The organism is Ectopseudomonas toyotomiensis (genome assembly GCF_900115695.1).
Classification (GTDB): Bacteria; Pseudomonadota; Gammaproteobacteria; order Pseudomonadales; family Pseudomonadaceae; genus Aquipseudomonas; species Aquipseudomonas toyotomiensis.
This window is the reverse complement of sequence record NZ_FOXK01000004.1, coordinates 340,673-356,486: the sequence shown is the minus strand read 5'-3', so window position 1 is coordinate 356,486 and position 15,814 is coordinate 340,673. Positions and strand designations below refer to the sequence as shown.

Below are 15,814 nucleotides of genomic sequence, written 5' to 3'. Positions count from 1 at the left end.
TCACCTCCGGTCAGGCTTTGATGGCGAAGGAGTCGGCGTAGGCGGCCGGATTGCTACCATCCCAAACCACGCCGTCGATCAATGTGCTGCTGCGCAGCGGGCTGCTCGGCACCGTCAGCTTGAGGGCGCTGGCAGCCTCGGCGTAGAGCGCGGTCTGGTTGATCTGCGCGGCCACGGCGGCGTAATCCGGCGCATCCCTGAGCAGGCCCCAGCGCTTGAACTGGGTGAGGAACCACATGCCGTCGGAGTGATAGGGGAAGTTGACGCTGCCGTCCTTGCAGAAGGCCATGGCGTGTTCGTCCTTCCAGCTGTTGCCGAGGCCGTCCTCGTACTGGGCGAGAAAGCGCGGCTCGATCACCTGCACCGGCGCGTTGACGTAGGCCTTGCCGGAAATCAGCTTGGCGGTACTCTTGCGGTTCTCCTCGCTGGCTTCGATGAAACGGCTGGCCTCGAGAATCGCCATGATCAGCGCGCGCGCCGCGTTGGGATACTGCTCGATGAAGGCGCGGGTGGTGCCCAGTACCTTCTCCGGGTGGTCCGGCCAGATCTGCTGCGTGGTGGTGGCGGTGAAGCCGATCTTGTCGAAGATCGCCCGCGCGCCCCAGGGCTCGCCGACGCAGAAGCCATCCATGTTGCCGACACGCATGTTGGCAACCATCTGCGGCGGCGGCACGACGATGGTCTTCACGTCGTTCATGGGGTTGATGCCCAGGCTGCCGAGCCAGTAATACAGCCACATGGCATGAGTGCCGGTGGGGAAGGTCTGGGCGAAGGTCAGCGGGTTACCGCCTTTCTTCACGTGTTCGGCCAATTGCGCGCCGTTGGTCACACCAGCGTCGCGCAACTGTTTGGAAAGGGTGATGCCCTGGCCGTTCTGGTTCAGGCCCATCAGCACTGCCATGTCCTTCTGCGGGCCGGCGAGGCCGAGCTGGGCACCGTACATCATGCCGTAGAGCACGTGGGCCGCATCCAGTTCGCCAGTATTGAGCTTGTCGCGCACGCCGGCCCAGGAGGCTTCCTTGCTCGGGTTGATGGTCAGGCCATATTTCTCGCCGAAACCCTGAGTAGCGGCTACCACCACCGAGGCGCAATCGGTCAGGGGAATGAAGCCGACCGTCAGCGCGGCCTTCTCCGGTGCGTCGGAGCCGGCGGCCCAGGCTGCACTGCGCAGCGAAGCGGGGGCGGACAGGCCGAGTGCGGCGATGCCGCTCACGGCGCCGGCCAGGGCGATGGATTGCTTGAGGAAGTTACGGCGGCTGGTGGCCAGGGGCTTGTTCGAATCACGATCGGTCATGGGTCTAATCCTTGTCAGGCGCATAAACAAAAACGGCGTACGCCAGGCCGCCTCAAATGAGAGGGAGGTGACCTGACGGACGCCGTTGTCCGTGATCCTCGGCCCGCCGCCGTTGGCGTGCTACGCAGGATGGTTGACAGGGACTTAGCAAGGGGCTTGCCAGCTTTCGTGCACAGTGGCCGAGCAACGGCATGTGGCACCTGACAGGTAGTGGCTAGATGCAATCTAGCCAGTGGCTAGCTGTTTAGGATCAATAGGTTGAAGCTGTATTCTGAAAATATTGTGAAGTGTGTGGAGCGAACACACGCTCAGTTCACCCCGCATGCTTCTGAGCCAATGCCGTGCATGAACAGGCGACGCTGAGCCTTTTTGGTTCGCCTGGAGGGCTCAGGAAGCCGGTTGAACGCGCGCTTCCTCGACAAAGTCACGCAGCCAGCGCAGCACTTCGACGGCTTCCCAGCGAGCCGGATCGAACAGCGCATAGGCCAGCCCCTGATAGCCGACCACATCCAGTTGCCGATGGTAGCCGGCGCGCTGCAGCAATGCCTCGATCTCGGCGAAGCAGGTATTGAAGTGCTGACGATTGAAAGGGGTGCGGCTCTCGGTGACGATGCCCTCGAGCTGCAATTCCTCGACCATCTCGCGTACTCGCTCCAGCGGCATGCGGTTCACTCGGTGTTTTAGCTGCAGTACGTCCAGCATGATGGCGCTCCTGTGCAATCGATCATTTACCTGCGATATAGCCTAATCGAAAAATACTGTACAAATAAACAGTATCGAGTGATATTGGCCTCACTTAGGCGACAACAACCCGTCCACTGCCTGAAGGTGGGCGCCTTGCAAGGGGGTATTGGCAATGCAACAGATGCTGATGACGATTGTGCTATTGGCCCTGCTGGGCGGCTGCGCGCAACCGCAGATTGATCGACCACAGGCCAACGGTGCCTACCTGGTGATCGAGGGCGAGCAGGCCTGGGCCGTGCTGGTTTCCGATGGCCAGCGCGTCGAGGAGGCGGGCATAGTGCTCGACGTGATTCGACTGCCCAGCCACCACTCCAACATTGCCGCCAGTTACGTGATCGAAACGCCCAACTGCGGCAAGCTGCAGTGGCTGACCGAGCGTCATGGCGCTGCAGAGGGTGAAACCACGCTGTTGCCGGCCGCCTTCAACGAGCAACTGAGCAAGCCCGGCTGCGTGCTCGCGCAAGGCCTGAGCCGAGCTTGGACGGCCCTGGATTATTCCGGCTGATCCGTAGGGTGCGCCGTGCGCACCGGCATTCGCCGGCGGGTTAATTGGCGAGACGCGTAAAGAAAAAGCGCCGCGACCTCAACGGAAGCGGCGTTTTTCATTTATGGGTTACCGAGTGCTTACAGCAGGTGTTGCTTGTCCATCTCGATGGCGGCATCGAGTGTTTCCAGCAGCGCCTTGCGCACCTTCAGCTTGGTGTTCTTGTGCGCGGTCATGTTGATCTTCTTCATCTGCTGCGCCACCACCTGAGTGGTGGCCAGCAATTGCTCGGCCGGTACCACCTTGTCCAGGAAGCCGGCCTCTACCGCGCCAGCCGGGTCAAACATCTCGCCATTGATCACCGAACGATGGAATGCCGACTTGCGCAGACGGTCGCGGGCCAGCTCGATGCCGACGTGGTGCATGGTCATGCCGATCTGCACTTCGTTCAGGCCGATATTGAACGGGCCTTCCACACCGATACGGTAATCGGCCGACAGCAGGATGAACGCACCCTTGGCCACGGCATGACCTGGGCAGGCGACGATGATCGGGTAGGGATGGGCGAGCATGCGTCGCGCCAGCGTGGAGCCAGCAGCCACCAGGTTGATTGCATTTTGCGGGCCCGAGGTCATCACCTTCAGGTCATAGCCGCCAGAAAGAATCCCCGGCTGGCCGGTGATGACGACGATGGCGCGATCCTGTTCGGCGCGGTCGAGGGCGGCATTGAACGCAGCGATCACGTCAGGCGAGATGGCATTGACCTTGCCATTGCTCAGGGTGAGGGTGGCGATGCCGTCTTCGAGTTGATAGCTGATCAGGTCGCTCATGGCGGTATTCCTTGTTAGAGCCTTGGGGGCGAATGTGGGCAGAAGGTACTCAGCCGAAGCGTTCTGGTAAAGCGCCGCGGCTGACTGGCTGGTCAGTGTTTTTGCCTATCGCGGCGATGCCGGATGGCAATTGGTCGAACGCAAAGCCAGGCCTTTAAGGTGCGCAGCGAACCGAAGGAGCTGCCCCATGAACATCCTCTACTCCATCCTTTATATGCTTGCCATGATCGGCCTGCTGCTGGCATCGGTCGTGCTCAGCGAAACCCTCTACCTGCGCAGCCCATCCGGCGTGCTGATGCTATTTGGCTTGGGCCTGTTCATGTCCCTGGGTTTTCTGCTGTTCGGCCACATTCGCTTCGACGAGCAGCCCTGTGAGGAGCGCGACGAAAACCCGCTTCGCTCTTAAGCGCATGAATCCTTTAAAAAAAATTTGCCATCGAGAAAACATTCGACTACATTAGCGCGCCTCGACGGGGTAAACGCCAAAACGTCGAGATCCGGTGAAGTGTCCGAGTGGTTGAAGGAGCACGCCTGGAAAGTGTGTATACGGGAAACCGTATCAAGAGTTCGAATCTCTTCTTCACCGCCACTTTCGCAATACCTAAAGCCCTGAAAGCTGAGAAGTTTTCGGGGCTTTTTGCTTTTCAGCTTTCGGCAGGTGTCGAAGAAGTGTCGAAAAGCGGATTCAAGGTCAAAGCATCCTGCAGATGGTCCGGCGACAGGTGCGCATAGCGCATGGTCATTGCTAGCGACGTATGCCCCAGGATCTTCTGTAGCGTCAGGATGTTCCCGCCCCGCATGACGAAGTGACTGGCGAAGGTGTGCCGCAGTACGTGCGTGGCCTGGCCGGCCGGGAGCTTGATCGAGGTCTTCTCCAGTACACGGCTAAAGGTCAGCATGCAGTTGGTGAACAGGCCGTGCCGCTTGAAGTGGACGTGCAGTGCCTTTTCCAGCTTGCTATCGATAGGAATCGACCGGGTTCGCTTGGACTTGGTATTGGCGAACGTCACCATGCCGTTTCTGACACGCTCGGGCACCAGTGCTTGGGCCTCTCCCCAGCGGGCACCGGTACTCAGGCAAACACGAGCGATCAGGCCAAGCCCCGGGCTGGTCTTGCGTTCGTCCAGCGCATCGAGCAGCTCGGCTATCTGGCAGTGAGACAGAAAGGAAATCGGACGTTCCTGCAGGCGTAGCGGGCGAACCTTGGCCAGCGGGTTGGGGTAGTCGATATCGCCCAGGCGGTGCAGCTCGTTGAACATGGCTTTGAGGTAACCAAGCCGGTTGTTCAGCGTCTTGCCTTGAATGCCAGCCTTGAGCAGCTCGCTGCGTGTTTCACAGAAGGCATTGCCGGTGAGCTTGATTGCCAAAGGGTCGCCTAGATCCTTGGCCAGGTTCTGCAGCGTGCGGAGTATCGCGGCACCGTCAGCCAGGGCATGGCCGTGCAGTTCGTGATAGCGGGTGCAGAGTTCGGAGAGCCGGCGACGGTCTTTCGGCTTGGGCGTCCAGGCCGGTGAGTCGATGCAGTTAGCCCTGCAGGTGGCTTCAAAGCGTTGGGCCTCACCCTTGGTCTTGAAGGTCTTGCGAAAGCGCCGGCCCTTGATGGGTTCAACGTCGACTTTCCAGCGACCATCAGGCAGTTGCTCGATAGCCATCAGACAGCACGCCCCCAGCGCACATGCCGTTCTTCAAGGATGCCTTTGATGTGCTTATACAGGCCGTCTTCATCCATGCCCTTGGCGGCATAGTGGTCGCGGATCACCGGCCAGCACTCCCAATCCTTGAGCCGGTGAAATGCTCGCCTAGCGCCCACTCGCTCCCGTGCCAGCAGGCTGACGAAGTTTCCCAGGAATAGCTCGACGTTCTTCCCCGAGAAGCCCCGAGACGTCTTGTATTGGCGCTTGTACTCGGTTTCATCGACGAGGGAATCGACCGGCAGATCGACGCGCACATCGTCACGGATCAGCGTCCAGATGGGTTCGAAGTAGCCAGGGCGAGCCAGTAACTTGAACTGGCGCAGACCATAGCGCCACAGGCCGTCTAGGTGCGGAGCAAAGGCGGCATAGCTGTTGGTTTCGATGGTTTCGCCGCTGTGCAGATCGAACGAGCCAGAGGCGAATTGCTGGATCACTGAGTGGTGATAACGCAGCTCTACGCGCCATACGTCTTGGTCGGGGTTGTAGTTGTCCGGATCGGCTTCGTCGAAGCTGTCGCGACGCTTCCAGACGTTTTCCCAGTAGTCGAGCTTGTCGATTGCTCGGGCCTGTTCGGTCTTGTTGTAAATCCCGAGCTGGACGCCACCAGCGGAGCCGAACAGGTAAGACTGGCCTTTGCCGTAGGTGGCAGACTCCAGCGTCCACTGGATTTCCTTGATGCCGGAGATATCGCGTGCAGCGCGTGCGCGGCAGTGCATGCGGGCGACCAGATCGGCGGGCGGTTGCCATCCCTGCAGGTCTAGCGCGAGGTGAACGGCGCATTGGTTGCGTTCGACGTTGGTCAGTACGTGGCTGGCGTAGTAGTCGAGACGTTCTTGCAGGCGCTCGGGGCAGAACTGGTCGATGGCATGCGGAGACACTTCGATTTTCAGGTGAGGGCCGATGTTCTCGAGCTTGGCGTTGAAGTTCTTCACCAGCAGGATGATGCCCAGGTCTGCATTCTGCAGCTTGTACTGATAGCCCGAATCCTTGCTGACACGACCCGAGTGCCAGCGCTGGCCGGCGAAATCAACGATGGTCCCCGGCTTCTCGAACAGGCTCATGATTTCCGGGCGGATCAGGCCGCGATACAGCTGGCGGACTGTATCGACGCTGCAGGCCAGGATTCGGACGTTGGAAAGGTCAGTTATCCGAGCGGTCATGCTGTCGAAAAACAGCCTACCGGTCGGGGTTTTATTGAACTCACGATCAACACGGAGTTGGTCTTTAACTGCCATTTTCTAATGCTCCAAATAGTGCCGAATCGACACGTTTAACCTTGGTTTATCTGACGTGCTACAGGGACGTCAGCAGGCGCGTTCTGCGCGCCCGCTCGTCCCTCGCAGGCGTTCGCAGAACGCGCACACGACGTCCCATTGCTGATCACCACAAGAACTTGCCTTTCTCATAGGTGACGACCGTTACGGGTGCCTGCTGGGGCTGCTGGGTGGGATACCCGGTGACGGGCTGCTGCATCGGCTGTTGCTGCGCTTGGCCGTACTGCTGCTGTTTGCTGCGATCAGCGATGGCCGGGTCGAAGTAGCCGTTTTCAACGATGTTCAGGCAGAACTGAAAATCCGTTTCGACCTTGGTGCCTTGCTGCGTGTAGCACTGGCAAACGGTCTGCTGGCCATTGACGATGCCACTGGGGCGCTTGGCGAAGTGCCGTCGGTATATCTCTGGATCGGTGCTGGACATGCAGTAGAGCCGCGGGAAGGCTTGCGGCTTGGTCAGGTCGTCATAGAGCGGGGCAGAGGCGGGGAGCTGAGGCACCCGAGGTATTCGCTCGGTCAGGTAGGTGGCTGTGTTCTTTTTGCCTTGTTCCGGTGCCTGCTGGCCAAGCGGGTTGATGAAGGAGCCAATAGCGCCTTTGGCTTGATCCACCATGCTAGGTTCGGGCGCATCGGCTGCGCGCGCTTGCTCGTCGGCTGGTGCGTATTGCCCAATGAAGCGATACGACCAGACAACGGCTATCGCGATGACAGCCGCTGCCAGGATGAACTTGGTCGGCACCGTGGTCTGAAAGTGGTGCTTGGCGTTGGTGCTGGTGTAGGACCCGAAATAGCGTTTATCGAGGCGAAGCGTTTTCTTGTCGGCATCCTTGAAGCTGGTTTTGACTTCGACCTTTTCCACCACCACTTCGGATTCGAAGCGCAGCAGCTGGGAGGACTTGAAGACGCGCCAGTAGTGGATATGGCTGTTGCACAGGCGGCGAAGGTGCACATCCAGGTAGCGCGGGTCCTGGGTGACCAGGTGCACTTCGTGGCCTTGGTGGCGCATGGTTTCGAAGCGGGTGATGTGCTCCGGTGGACGTGCCCTTGGATCACGGGCGCCAAACCAGCCTTGCGCTTCATCGATCACGACGATGCTGTCTTTCGGCAGCTCGTACCACTTTTCCGGATCATCGAACTCGAACCACTGCGCCTGCAGGGTTTCAGGTTTGAGGCCGTTGATGTTGTGGAAGTAGACCACACGCCCTTCGGCCAGGGCTTTCTGGTCCACTTCGCGGATGGTGTTGAGGGTCTTGCCGTGGCCGGGTTTGCCGGTGCGGATAACGAGCATGGTGCGGCCCCCTTATGCTTCGATGGAGGTGCCGCCCGGCTTGCGCCAGACCTGATTACGCTTGCGGTCCTGAGCCTTGTCGATCCCCGCCAGGATGAACCGCGTTGCGATGGCCGCGAAGTACATGTTGACGATGATGTCGAAGTTCGCGAGGCCGAGAATGCCGCTGATTTCAGCACCGAGCTGGCCCATGCTCGACTGCATGTAGCCACGGGCCTGATCGATCACCAGATTGAAGCCGATATAGGACACGAAGCCGAAGCCAATGACGCGCAGGGCCATTTTCACCAGTGGGCCGACAATCATGATCAGGAGCTGTGCCAGGAATAGATAGTGCATTAGTTACCTCCTACGGAACGGCCGACGTAGAGCGCGCATATAACGGCGGTGACGGCGACTAGAAAGGGGCCGAGTGCGCTGGCGAAGCTGCACAGGGGCTGAAAGGACAGGCCAACAGAGCGCCCGGCCATGGACAGGGACACGACGCGATCAGGTGGGCAGGATGGGCTGAGAAAGCGGGTGCCCTGGCTGATGAAGGACGGCACGTCGATATCGCCGCTGCCTTCGTTGAGTTCGAAGTTTTCGCCCTGGAGCAGGCCTTCGACTTCGGATTTGTTGCCGTCGAAATCGCTCATTTCTTCGGCGTAGCACTGCTGTTCTTTCTGCTGCTTGAGGATGGCGCAGTCGATGGGATCACCCGCGCAGGAGAAACCGCCGTCACAGGTGCCGACTGTGGCGGTTCGCTCTTCGCCTTGTTCGCCTTCTTCTTTGCCCTCAGTGCCGCTGCCGTCGGTTTTATCCGGGTTGCAGCCATCACCGACGCAGTTACCGTTTTTGGTGGAGTTGCCGTTGGGGTCGGTGTTTTCCGACTCGGTTTCGGTCTTGCTGGAGGACTCGCACGGCTTGGTGCCTTTGCACTCGGTCTTGGTGGTGTCGGTCTTGGTGGTGGTCTCGCTGGAGCCGTCCGGGTTGTCTTTCTTGGTGGTCTCCTGCTCGACGTTGGTCTCTGATTTTTGCGGCGGCTTGTTCTTCGACGGCGTGCACGTAACGCTGCTGCTGAAACCCGAACCCGCCGTGCCGCCTTTGCACTCGACTTCGCCTTCATCCTTGTACGAGGTATTGGCGGTGCAGTTGCGCTTGACCGTGCCGTCGGGCTGAGTTTCCCAGCCCGAGCAATCGTTACTGGTGGCGTACTCCGGCGCTTTGGTGACTGGGTCCTTGGCGGGCGGCTGATCAAAGACGGATGGGTCGTTGGCCGATGGGGTGCAGCTGACACCGTTGCCCTTGTACTCGAAGGAGCCGACGAGCTGATCAGGCGGGCCGAAATCACGCTTGGAGCTGAAATCGCCGAAGGTGTGGGAATACTGGCAGCCGCTTTTGCAGACGGTTACGGGTGGGTCAGCGGAAGGGTTGCCGTCACTGCCGAGGCTGGCAAAGCGAAACTCGTGATGGACGACATTACCAATGGTGGACTCGCATTGGTCAGGCTCAGGAGCCTCGCATTCACCGGTTTGGGGGTTATATGTGCCTGAACTACAGGAATCGCCATGGCGCGCTACAGCATGCTTGTTATAGATGCCGGGGGTCGCCGTCCAGTAACCCGCGCAATTGCCAGATAACTCATTGGTCGGCTCATAATGGGAATAAACATAAGTACGGCCGGATACGACATAGGGAAAGATCGCATTACAGGCGGCAATGGCCGATGAATAACGGGGGCCGTTTGGATCGTTCTGCCTAGTCCAATAATAATCCTCAGCCTGGGTTAGCCCCGAGTAAAACCCCGCCGAAACAATCAGTAGAACCAGCGCGATATAGCCTTGAAATCTGCGCACCTCACACCCTCCCGAAGAACACGAGATACAGCGCCAGTACGGTGATGATCAGCACGAAAAGTTGATAGCTCATGGCGGTATCCGGAAAAGAAAACCCCGCCGAGGCGGGGCTTTGCTTGCTTCGGCACATACGTGCAGTTGCTGGGTTACATGGCACGGCGCATGTACTTGAACGCGGCAGCCGCGATCAGCACGACGAGGATCAGGCCACCCAGCTCGACAACGTCGGTCTTGGTGGTGTCGAGCTGGGTGCTAACCTCGGTGGGCAGGGCGGCGTAGGCCTGTTGAACAGACAGCAAGCCGATTGCAGCAGCGGTGCCGAGCGAACGGCGCAGGGTTTTGATGTGTTGCATGGGTATTACCTCGATTTCAGGACTTTTTTCAGGACGAGAAACCCGAACACGGTGGCGAACAGAATCATTGCTTCGCCTTGCAGTTCGGACACGTCATCCCAGGTGAGCGCAGAGCCGATCAGGCCCTGCATTTCGTCGTCTGCGATGGAAACCAGCTGACCCGTGCACAGGAGTTCACCCGAAGCACCAGCCGACCACTCCCCATCGCAGGCGATGAAATTCATGCGCCCTCGCTTACTCGGCCAGGCTGGGGTCACGAATGACCTCAGCCATGGCGATGCAGTCGGGGCAGATCACGAGGTCGGGCGCCTTGTTCAGATCGGGCAGCAGGTCGGGCTGGGGGGCGGACTGGTTGTAGAGCTGGCCCATGGGCTGCCCGCAGCAGTCACACAGCACGCGATCAACGATCAGCACGGCGGCGCCCTCCCGTTAGGCCTTGGCCGCGTCCGGCTGGGTGCCGGTCGGCTTGGGCTGTTGTTGGGAGCCTTGCGGGGCAGCAGGCTTGGCGGCCTGGCCTTTCGGGTTCACCGCCTCGATATGAACAGCCAGGTTGTTACCTTTCTGCTTACCAGCACGCGCCACTTCGAAGGTGATGCGGACCGTTTCGAGCGGGGCAAATTGGGCGCCAGAGGCGAACACCTCATCTGCAACGTCGGCAGGCACATCCATGCTCACAATGGACAGGCCGTTTTCGGTGATGCCGTCTGGCTCATCGCCGTAAAACACCTTGACGATTTTTACGTCGGTGCCGTTTTGGTTGAACGCCAGTTTCTGAGTGCCAAGAAATGCAACTTCCATAGTCGAACGTGCCATTTGTGTTTCCTCGCTTAGTTGCGCGTTATTGCGCGGTTTTGCCTTTTTGCAGGCCGAGTTAGCCCAGGCAGAGGAACTTGTTAAGTTCGCCAATGCCAGGGGTTGCGCGGCTTGCAACGGGTTTCTGTGTGCCTAGTTATACGCTACTGAAAAGCTAAAAAATCACTCTTGCATAAATATCATCGGTTAAAACTTATTGAGCCAAATAGTGACGCAATGAAACTTTTAACTTTTGTGATAATTAACTTTTGATCATTAATCTGGATAACACTAAGGGCTTTGCCCTTGTCATCCCACTCTTGCCGCCGAGGGCTCGGGAGCGCGGGGCGGTGGAGCTGCCCCACACTCACGAGCGGAGGCTATTCAGGGTGGTGGGTGTTCAAGGGTTCGCTCTGCCCGTGCCTCCGTTTGGCCGAACGGTGGAGCGTGTTCGGACAAGCCGGGGGCGCGGCCCTTGACCGACATAGCAACGAGCGCGGCGGTCAGGCCTTTGAAGAAGCCGCGTGTTTCCGCCTGGGAGTTGGCTAGGCGCGGGTCCGCAGGGCGGGCAGTGCGGGCACCGTCCATGCGGCCAAACCAGTAGGCGACGCCGATGCAGTTAACAAGCAGTAGGCCGAGCATGACGATAGAGGGAGTGTCGAGAACAATCATGCGATCACCCCACCAGTTCGAACGGTTCGCGTAGCGGCACGAAGGGCGTTGGTTTGCCGGTGTCGTGCACAACGCTCCAGTACTTCGGCGGTCGGTTCGACGGCTTGTGTTTCTCGCAGGTATAAGCCGGCGTAACGTGGGTCCGACCATTTACCACGGACCATTGCGCGGGGTGGCAGTCGGTGCATGGTGTGGATCGGTAGGTATCCGAGTTCGACGATGTCGGGAGCGTCGCCCAGTTTCGATTGACGTAGCACACAGAGCAGTCGCAGTTCTCGGGGTGCGGGTGTCGCACGAACGCCATGTACTTGCCCTGGGGATTGCGGGCGAAGCAGCCCGGACAGCCGCACTCCCTGGGGTGTGACAGCAGGTACTGACTCGTGTTGGTCATTGGCCGACACCTCTGGCTTTGCTTTGGCGAAGCTGGCTTGCAGGCGGGTGACGATTTCGGCGTTCAGGGAGCGGTTCGCCTGTTCGGCGGCTTGCTCTACCTGGGCGCGGAGGGCTGGCGGCATGCGCAGCTTGAATTGCGGGTCAGTGCGGCTCATTGGTTCACCCCCGGAAACAGCACCACGCGGGTTTTGCCGAGCTTTACGCTCTCGACGGCGCCGGTTCTGATCCAGTGCGCGACCTGTTCGACGGGAACACCCGCCAGGGCGGCGAAGGCGGCTTGCGTATAGAAAGGAGGATTCATGCCGTCCACTCCTGTTCCAGCAGCCAAGTGCGGAGCAGGGCGCTGTTGACCATGCGGCGCTTGCCTAGCTTTACGGTGGGAAGAACGCCTTTCATTGCCCAGGCACGCGCGGTGCCGTAGGTCAGGCCGTTGCGGTCGGCCCAGGACTCGACGGTTTCCACGTCCTGTTGCGGGCCTATCAGCTTCGAAGGTTCCAGCTCTTCCAGTTCCATGCTCGTTCCGTCACTATTCGTGTCAATGCCAGTTATTCAGCACTGCGTTATCCAAAATGGATCGTGTCGAAACGGATAATGCCATTGTTGATCCATATCGGATATATCAACTATAGATCAAGTGGCTATGATTAAAGAGCGCGTTATAACTATTTTGAAAAGCTCAGGGATTCGGCTTCCTGAGCTAGAGGAGCGCACTGGCATCAGTCGCTACACCTGGAACAACCTGAAGAACACCGCCAGAAAGCGCGAAATCAAGGCAGAGGAGATCGAGGCTATCGTTAAGCTCTTTCCTCAATATGCCTTGTGGGTGGTCAGTGGCGATGTAGCTCCAGAAGCAGGGCAGACAAGCCCCGAATACGATCAGGCCGATTCAAACTTGCCCAATCAAAACGCGGGATAGCGATTACAACTGAAGTAGCTAGGCGCTGGTACGCCCAAGGAAAGGGATAATTGTGATGCGTGCTTCTTTCTTAGAATGCAATCAGTGAATTATAAGTTTACGCTAAATTAAAATAATCTATTTTAGGCTGAGTGAGAAAGCATGTCTGAAGCTGAAGGTATGAGTGGGTTAGTAAGCTCCTTGGTGGCAGGGTTTGTTAAAACAGTATTTGAAGGCGCGGGGGGGATGGGTAGGGAGGCAAATGATAAGCTTAAAGTTATACTCGAAAAGAGCTTCTCAAAATACTTGGTGAGAAGTTATGAGAGATACTCAAAAACTAAAACATTACTATATCGTGATCAACCTGTAAGGCTGAGGGATTTTTACGTAAAAACTGATCTTTCTCTAGGCCAGGAAAGGGTTGAGGCTGAGAACTTCTATGGGGAGGTTGTCAGGTACAGAAAGGTTGTCGTGAGTGGCACTGCAGGAACGGGTAAGTCTACTTTTTGTAAAAGTCTGTTCTTGGATATGGTGGAGAATGGAGGAGAGGTCGTACCAATATTCGTAGAATTGAGGCATTTGAACTCGGCTGGCAGCTCAGGGATTATAGAGTTTCTTATGTCGGTGATGACTGAAATAGAGCCGGCTTTCAGCCGCATTCAGTTAGAGTACGCATTGAGGCTGGGAAGGGTTTTGCTGATCTTAGATGGTTACGACGAGCTTTTGGTAGAGCGCAGGGAAGAGTTCTATCAAGAGGTGTTAAAGCTCTCTAATCAGTATGGACGATTAATGGTTGTGGTATCTAGCCGTCCAGATGGCTGCTTTGATTCATGGGAAGAATTCTACCTATATCGAGTGCTTCCTCTCGATAAAGAAAAAGCTAAATCTTTGATAGGGAAGCTGGAGTACGACAGGGCTGTTAAAAGAAAGTTCCTGGAGGACTTGGATGATAGTCTGTTCGATAAGCATCAGAGCTTTGCTAGCGTGCCGCTGTTGCTTACGATGATGCTTATGACCTACGAGCAAATTGCTGAGATACCGAACAAAATACATCTATTTTATGAGCAGGCCTTTTTAACGCTGTTTAATAAGCACGACTCTCTTAAAAGCCTTTATAAGAGACAGAGCATGTCTAAGTTGGCTCTCGATGATTTCAAAAAGGCCCTTTCGTCATTTGCGGTTGTAAGTTATGTTGATGCTAAATATTATTTCTCAGAGGAAGAAGTTGTCACTTACGCTAGAAAGGCAATCGGACTGTGCGGTCTGAAAACCAAAGCTGAGGATTTTGTACATGACTTAGTAAGTAATGTCTGTGTGTTGCAGCGCGATGGACTTGGCTATGCTTTTTCTCACAGATCTTTTCAGGAGTATTTTACAGCGCTTTTTCTGGTTGGCTACGCTGGTGCAAATAAATTTGAACTGATAGATAAGGTGGCTTTCATCAATCATAGGAATGATGTTATTCCTATGGTCTATGATATTAATGCTGATCTCTTGGAAAAAGAGTGGTTGTTGCCTCGACTAAATCGTCATGTAAGTAATATGCAGCTTTTTCCGGATACTCTTGAAGGCCAGGTTTCAATGATTGCCTCTATGTATGACTCTATAAGCGTGAGGCTTCATGAGGGTCGAAGACTGATCTATTTTGGTATAGTTGGTTCTGACGTAAGAGATAATTCTGAGGCTTTTTTTTATATGATCCTTAGCAGGCTGTATAGCAAGGATTGGTCTAGATTTTTTTCTCGAAATCGCTGGGATAAAGAGCTTTCCGAGAGTCAAGAGAAAGCTTTGAATGATCTTTTTAAAAAGAAAAATGTTCACGGGAGCTTGGATTTGACATCTGACCTGACGTTAAAGCAAAAAAAACTAATTGTTGAAGCAGGGTATCTTGAGAGATTTGTGTCTAGGCTTGAATTTGCCAAAGGCAAGATAAAGGTTCTTGAGAGAAAACATAAGAAAAAACAAGCGGATATATCTGAGTTCTTGTTAGGTTGAAACATAAGGAGATTAAGGAATAGCAGGGAGGCAATATGAAATCAGACTGGGATGACGCACCAGACTACCTACGCAGCAAGAAAAAGCCCGGCCCATGGAGAATGATGGCCATCTTGGGCGTAGGTTCCGCGATTACCTGGGGCGTGATCGCGATGTTTGCAAAGCCAATCGTGATCAATGTGGATCAGCTCAAGCAGGCGATCCACGTAGACGGCAAACCCCTATTCAGCCAGCAATCGGCGCCACAGCCCTACAGCGAGCCGGAAGAGCCTATAAGGCTGCCATCCATTCCCATCGATCCACCCTCGCGACAGGTCGCATACGAACCGGTAAGCCAGCCTCAGCCATACGCCTCGATGGAGTGGACGGAGGAAGAAAAGGCGAGGGCGATTGCCAGCTCTCAGAACGTGTTTAGTGACAAGAACTACACACCCAAGCAGCCGGCCAGCACCTACACACCGCCCGCTACCCATCGCATAGCCCAAGCACCCCAGCAGACGCAGCAGCGCCAAACCAGACAGGTGAGCAACGAGCGTACTTCCAGATGGATAAAGAGTTGGAACGGTGGCAGCAACTACCTGGCGGAATGGCTATCGGTGAATAACTACATCGACAGCACCAGCGTCTGCGCCAATCACCGGCGCGGATCAATCGACTACCGCGAATGCCGAAAGGCCGCCAAACAGCACTTCCACGAAGAGTGCCGAACCTGGCGCGCCCGCTATGACAGTGACCGCAAGACAAGCAGTGATCGCATGAAGACGCGCTATTGCTCTGCAGCGAGCAGTTTTAATCCGATGGGGTAGGCCCAATATTTGTCTGGCGTCCTTTTTTAAGGAGGGCTATTAATACTAGGCTTTTTCCAATGATTAGACATATAGCGCTACTTATTAATAGCCATAGTTTTATTTTAGAGAAAAGCTCAGCTTGCCCTTTTAATGCTTTTTTGCGTTCGTCTCGCATGGTTATAGATCGAATGGCAGCGTCTGTGGCTCTGTTCTTAGCATCTATAGCCATTTTGTTCTGAAGATTTTGATCTGTTACAGCCGCTAGCGCAGCTAGGTCAGCTAGAGTGTATAGCGTCGCTAGATTTACCTCTTCCTGAATCCAGTATTGCCACTCTGGGGATTGGGTGTCCCACCAGCCAGAATATTCATTTTCCCAAAAGGTTGCAATCAATAGTAGAAAGAGGCCTATAGCCTCTAATGCCACTCCCGATATTTCATATTTTTTTTTGCAATTATTGCTCCGCTTGGCATGCATAGGAAACGTGC

22 protein-coding genes, 1 tRNA gene and 1 pseudogene are annotated in these 15,814 nt (G+C 56.3%); 6 read left to right on the top strand and 18 right to left on the bottom strand.

Translation table 11 applies throughout. From position 1 onward, the window contains the following. Window positions 1–10: 10 nt before the first annotated feature. Both BM186_RS10440 and BM186_RS10435 read right to left on the bottom strand, forming a co-directional pair. Window positions 11–1,294 (bottom strand): CmpA/NrtA family ABC transporter substrate-binding protein, encoded by a 1,284-nt coding sequence (locus BM186_RS10440; RefSeq protein WP_074915158.1) that lies wholly within the window; start codon window positions 1,292–1,294, stop codon window positions 11–13. A 387-nt stretch (window positions 1,295–1,681) separates the two neighbouring features. Next, window positions 1,682–1,996 (bottom strand): hypothetical protein, encoded by a 315-nt coding sequence (locus tag BM186_RS10435; protein ID WP_012018520.1) that lies wholly within the window; start codon window positions 1,994–1,996, stop codon window positions 1,682–1,684. 154 nt (window positions 1,997–2,150) lie between these two features. Between BM186_RS10435 and BM186_RS10430 the strand changes: the two genes are divergently transcribed. Continuing rightward, window positions 2,151–2,543 (top strand): hypothetical protein, encoded by a 393-nt coding sequence (locus BM186_RS10430; RefSeq protein WP_074915156.1) that lies wholly within the window; start codon window positions 2,151–2,153, stop codon window positions 2,541–2,543. A 119-nt stretch (window positions 2,544–2,662) separates the two neighbouring features. Here BM186_RS10430 and BM186_RS10425 read toward each other — a convergent pair whose 3' ends face one another. After that, complete coding sequence (locus BM186_RS10425) at window positions 2,663–3,352, bottom strand: crotonase/enoyl-CoA hydratase family protein (RefSeq protein WP_074915154.1); 690 nt, start codon at window positions 3,350–3,352, stop codon at window positions 2,663–2,665. 187 nt (window positions 3,353–3,539) lie between these two features. On the opposite strand from BM186_RS10425, the gene BM186_RS10420 reads away from it, so the two are divergent. Both BM186_RS10420 and BM186_RS10415 read left to right on the top strand, forming a co-directional pair. After that, window positions 3,540–3,758, top strand: a complete 219-nt coding sequence (locus tag BM186_RS10420) for a hypothetical protein (RefSeq protein ID WP_074915152.1) — start codon at window positions 3,540–3,542, stop codon at window positions 3,756–3,758. Between the two features lie 93 nt (window positions 3,759–3,851). Then, a tRNA-Ser gene (locus BM186_RS10415) sits at window positions 3,852–3,941 on the top strand. Window positions 3,942–3,996: 55 nt separating this feature from the next. Here BM186_RS10415 and BM186_RS10410 read toward each other — a convergent pair. From BM186_RS10410 to BM186_RS10355, 14 genes and pseudogenes are all read right to left on the bottom strand, one after another. Beyond that, complete coding sequence (locus tag BM186_RS10410; RefSeq protein WP_074915150.1) at window positions 3,997–5,004, bottom strand: phage integrase; 1,008 nt, start codon at window positions 5,002–5,004, stop codon at window positions 3,997–3,999. Next, window positions 5,004–6,281, bottom strand: coding sequence for a hypothetical protein (locus BM186_RS10405; protein WP_074915148.1), 1,278 nt, complete (start codon window positions 6,279–6,281; stop codon window positions 5,004–5,006). Before BM186_RS10405 ends, BM186_RS10410 begins: the two co-directional genes overlap by 1 nt. Before the next feature lie 145 nt (window positions 6,282–6,426). After that, window positions 6,427–7,605, bottom strand: a complete 1,179-nt coding sequence (locus tag BM186_RS10400) for a zonular occludens toxin domain-containing protein (protein ID WP_074915146.1) — start codon at window positions 7,603–7,605, stop codon at window positions 6,427–6,429. 12 nt (window positions 7,606–7,617) lie between these two features. Further along, window positions 7,618–7,944 (bottom strand): DUF2523 domain-containing protein, encoded by a 327-nt coding sequence (locus BM186_RS10395; protein ID WP_074915144.1) that lies wholly within the window; start codon window positions 7,942–7,944, stop codon window positions 7,618–7,620. Then, window positions 7,944–9,440 carry a virulence factor TspB C-terminal domain-related protein gene (locus BM186_RS26855; RefSeq protein WP_241519879.1) on the bottom strand — a complete coding sequence of 499 codons (1,497 nt, stop codon included), beginning with the start codon at window positions 9,438–9,440 and terminating at the stop codon, window positions 7,944–7,946. The genes BM186_RS10395 and BM186_RS26855 overlap by 1 nt, the downstream gene beginning before the upstream one ends. A 146-nt stretch (window positions 9,441–9,586) precedes the next feature. Next, window positions 9,587–9,793 (bottom strand): major capsid protein, encoded by a 207-nt coding sequence (locus BM186_RS10385; RefSeq protein WP_074915142.1) that lies wholly within the window; start codon window positions 9,791–9,793, stop codon window positions 9,587–9,589. Window positions 9,794–9,798: 5 nt separating this feature from the next. Further along, window positions 9,799–10,017, bottom strand: coding sequence for a hypothetical protein (locus BM186_RS10380; protein ID WP_074915140.1), 219 nt, complete (start codon window positions 10,015–10,017; stop codon window positions 9,799–9,801). Between the two features lie 10 nt (window positions 10,018–10,027). Then, window positions 10,028–10,207, bottom strand: a complete 180-nt coding sequence (locus BM186_RS10375; protein WP_074678296.1) for a hypothetical protein — start codon at window positions 10,205–10,207, stop codon at window positions 10,028–10,030. A 15-nt stretch (window positions 10,208–10,222) separates the two neighbouring features. Continuing rightward, complete coding sequence (locus BM186_RS10370) at window positions 10,223–10,606, bottom strand: hypothetical protein (protein ID WP_064496026.1); 384 nt, start codon at window positions 10,604–10,606, stop codon at window positions 10,223–10,225. Between the two features lie 363 nt (window positions 10,607–10,969). Further along, window positions 10,970–11,257 (bottom strand): hypothetical protein, encoded by a 288-nt coding sequence (locus BM186_RS10365; RefSeq protein WP_074915138.1) that lies wholly within the window; start codon window positions 11,255–11,257, stop codon window positions 10,970–10,972. A gap of 4 nt (window positions 11,258–11,261) precedes the next feature. Next, window positions 11,262–11,561, bottom strand: a complete 300-nt coding sequence (pflM, locus tag BM186_RS26850) for a lysogeny maintenance protein PflM (protein ID WP_241519881.1) — start codon at window positions 11,559–11,561, stop codon at window positions 11,262–11,264. 121 nt (window positions 11,562–11,682) lie between these two features. After that, window positions 11,683–11,805: pseudogene (locus BM186_RS26980) on the bottom strand (Arc family DNA-binding protein); the annotation flags it as partial. Beyond that, on the bottom strand, window positions 11,802–11,951 hold the full coding sequence (locus BM186_RS26625; protein WP_162843952.1) for a hypothetical protein: 150 nt from the start codon (window positions 11,949–11,951) through the stop codon (window positions 11,802–11,804). The pseudogene BM186_RS26980 and the gene BM186_RS26625, both read right to left, overlap by 4 nt. Then, window positions 11,948–12,163: a hypothetical protein gene (locus BM186_RS10355; RefSeq protein ID WP_013715705.1), complete on the bottom strand. Its 216-nt coding sequence runs from the start codon at window positions 12,161–12,163 to the stop codon at window positions 11,948–11,950. The genes BM186_RS26625 and BM186_RS10355 overlap by 4 nt, the downstream gene beginning before the upstream one ends. Before the next feature lie 127 nt (window positions 12,164–12,290). On the opposite strand from BM186_RS10355, the gene BM186_RS10350 reads away from it, so the two are divergent. From BM186_RS10350 to BM186_RS10340, 3 genes are all read left to right on the top strand, one after another. Then, window positions 12,291–12,566, top strand: a complete 276-nt coding sequence (locus BM186_RS10350; protein WP_074915134.1) for a helix-turn-helix domain-containing protein — start codon at window positions 12,291–12,293, stop codon at window positions 12,564–12,566. Window positions 12,567–12,707: 141 nt separating this feature from the next. Further along, on the top strand, window positions 12,708–14,540 hold the full coding sequence (locus BM186_RS10345; protein WP_074915132.1) for an NACHT domain-containing protein: 1,833 nt from the start codon (window positions 12,708–12,710) through the stop codon (window positions 14,538–14,540). Window positions 14,541–14,575: 35 nt separating this feature from the next. Next, the gene (locus tag BM186_RS10340; RefSeq protein WP_074915130.1) at window positions 14,576–15,346 is read left to right on the top strand and encodes a hypothetical protein; all 771 of its coding nucleotides are present in this window, start codon (window positions 14,576–14,578) and stop codon (window positions 15,344–15,346) included. On the opposite strand, the gene BM186_RS26620 is transcribed toward BM186_RS10340, so the two are convergent. Further along, window positions 15,330–15,803 (bottom strand): hypothetical protein, encoded by a 474-nt coding sequence (locus tag BM186_RS26620; protein ID WP_143520406.1) that lies wholly within the window; start codon window positions 15,801–15,803, stop codon window positions 15,330–15,332. The two genes, BM186_RS10340 and BM186_RS26620, sit on opposite strands and share 17 nt — an antisense overlap. Window positions 15,804–15,814 lie beyond the last annotated feature (11 nt).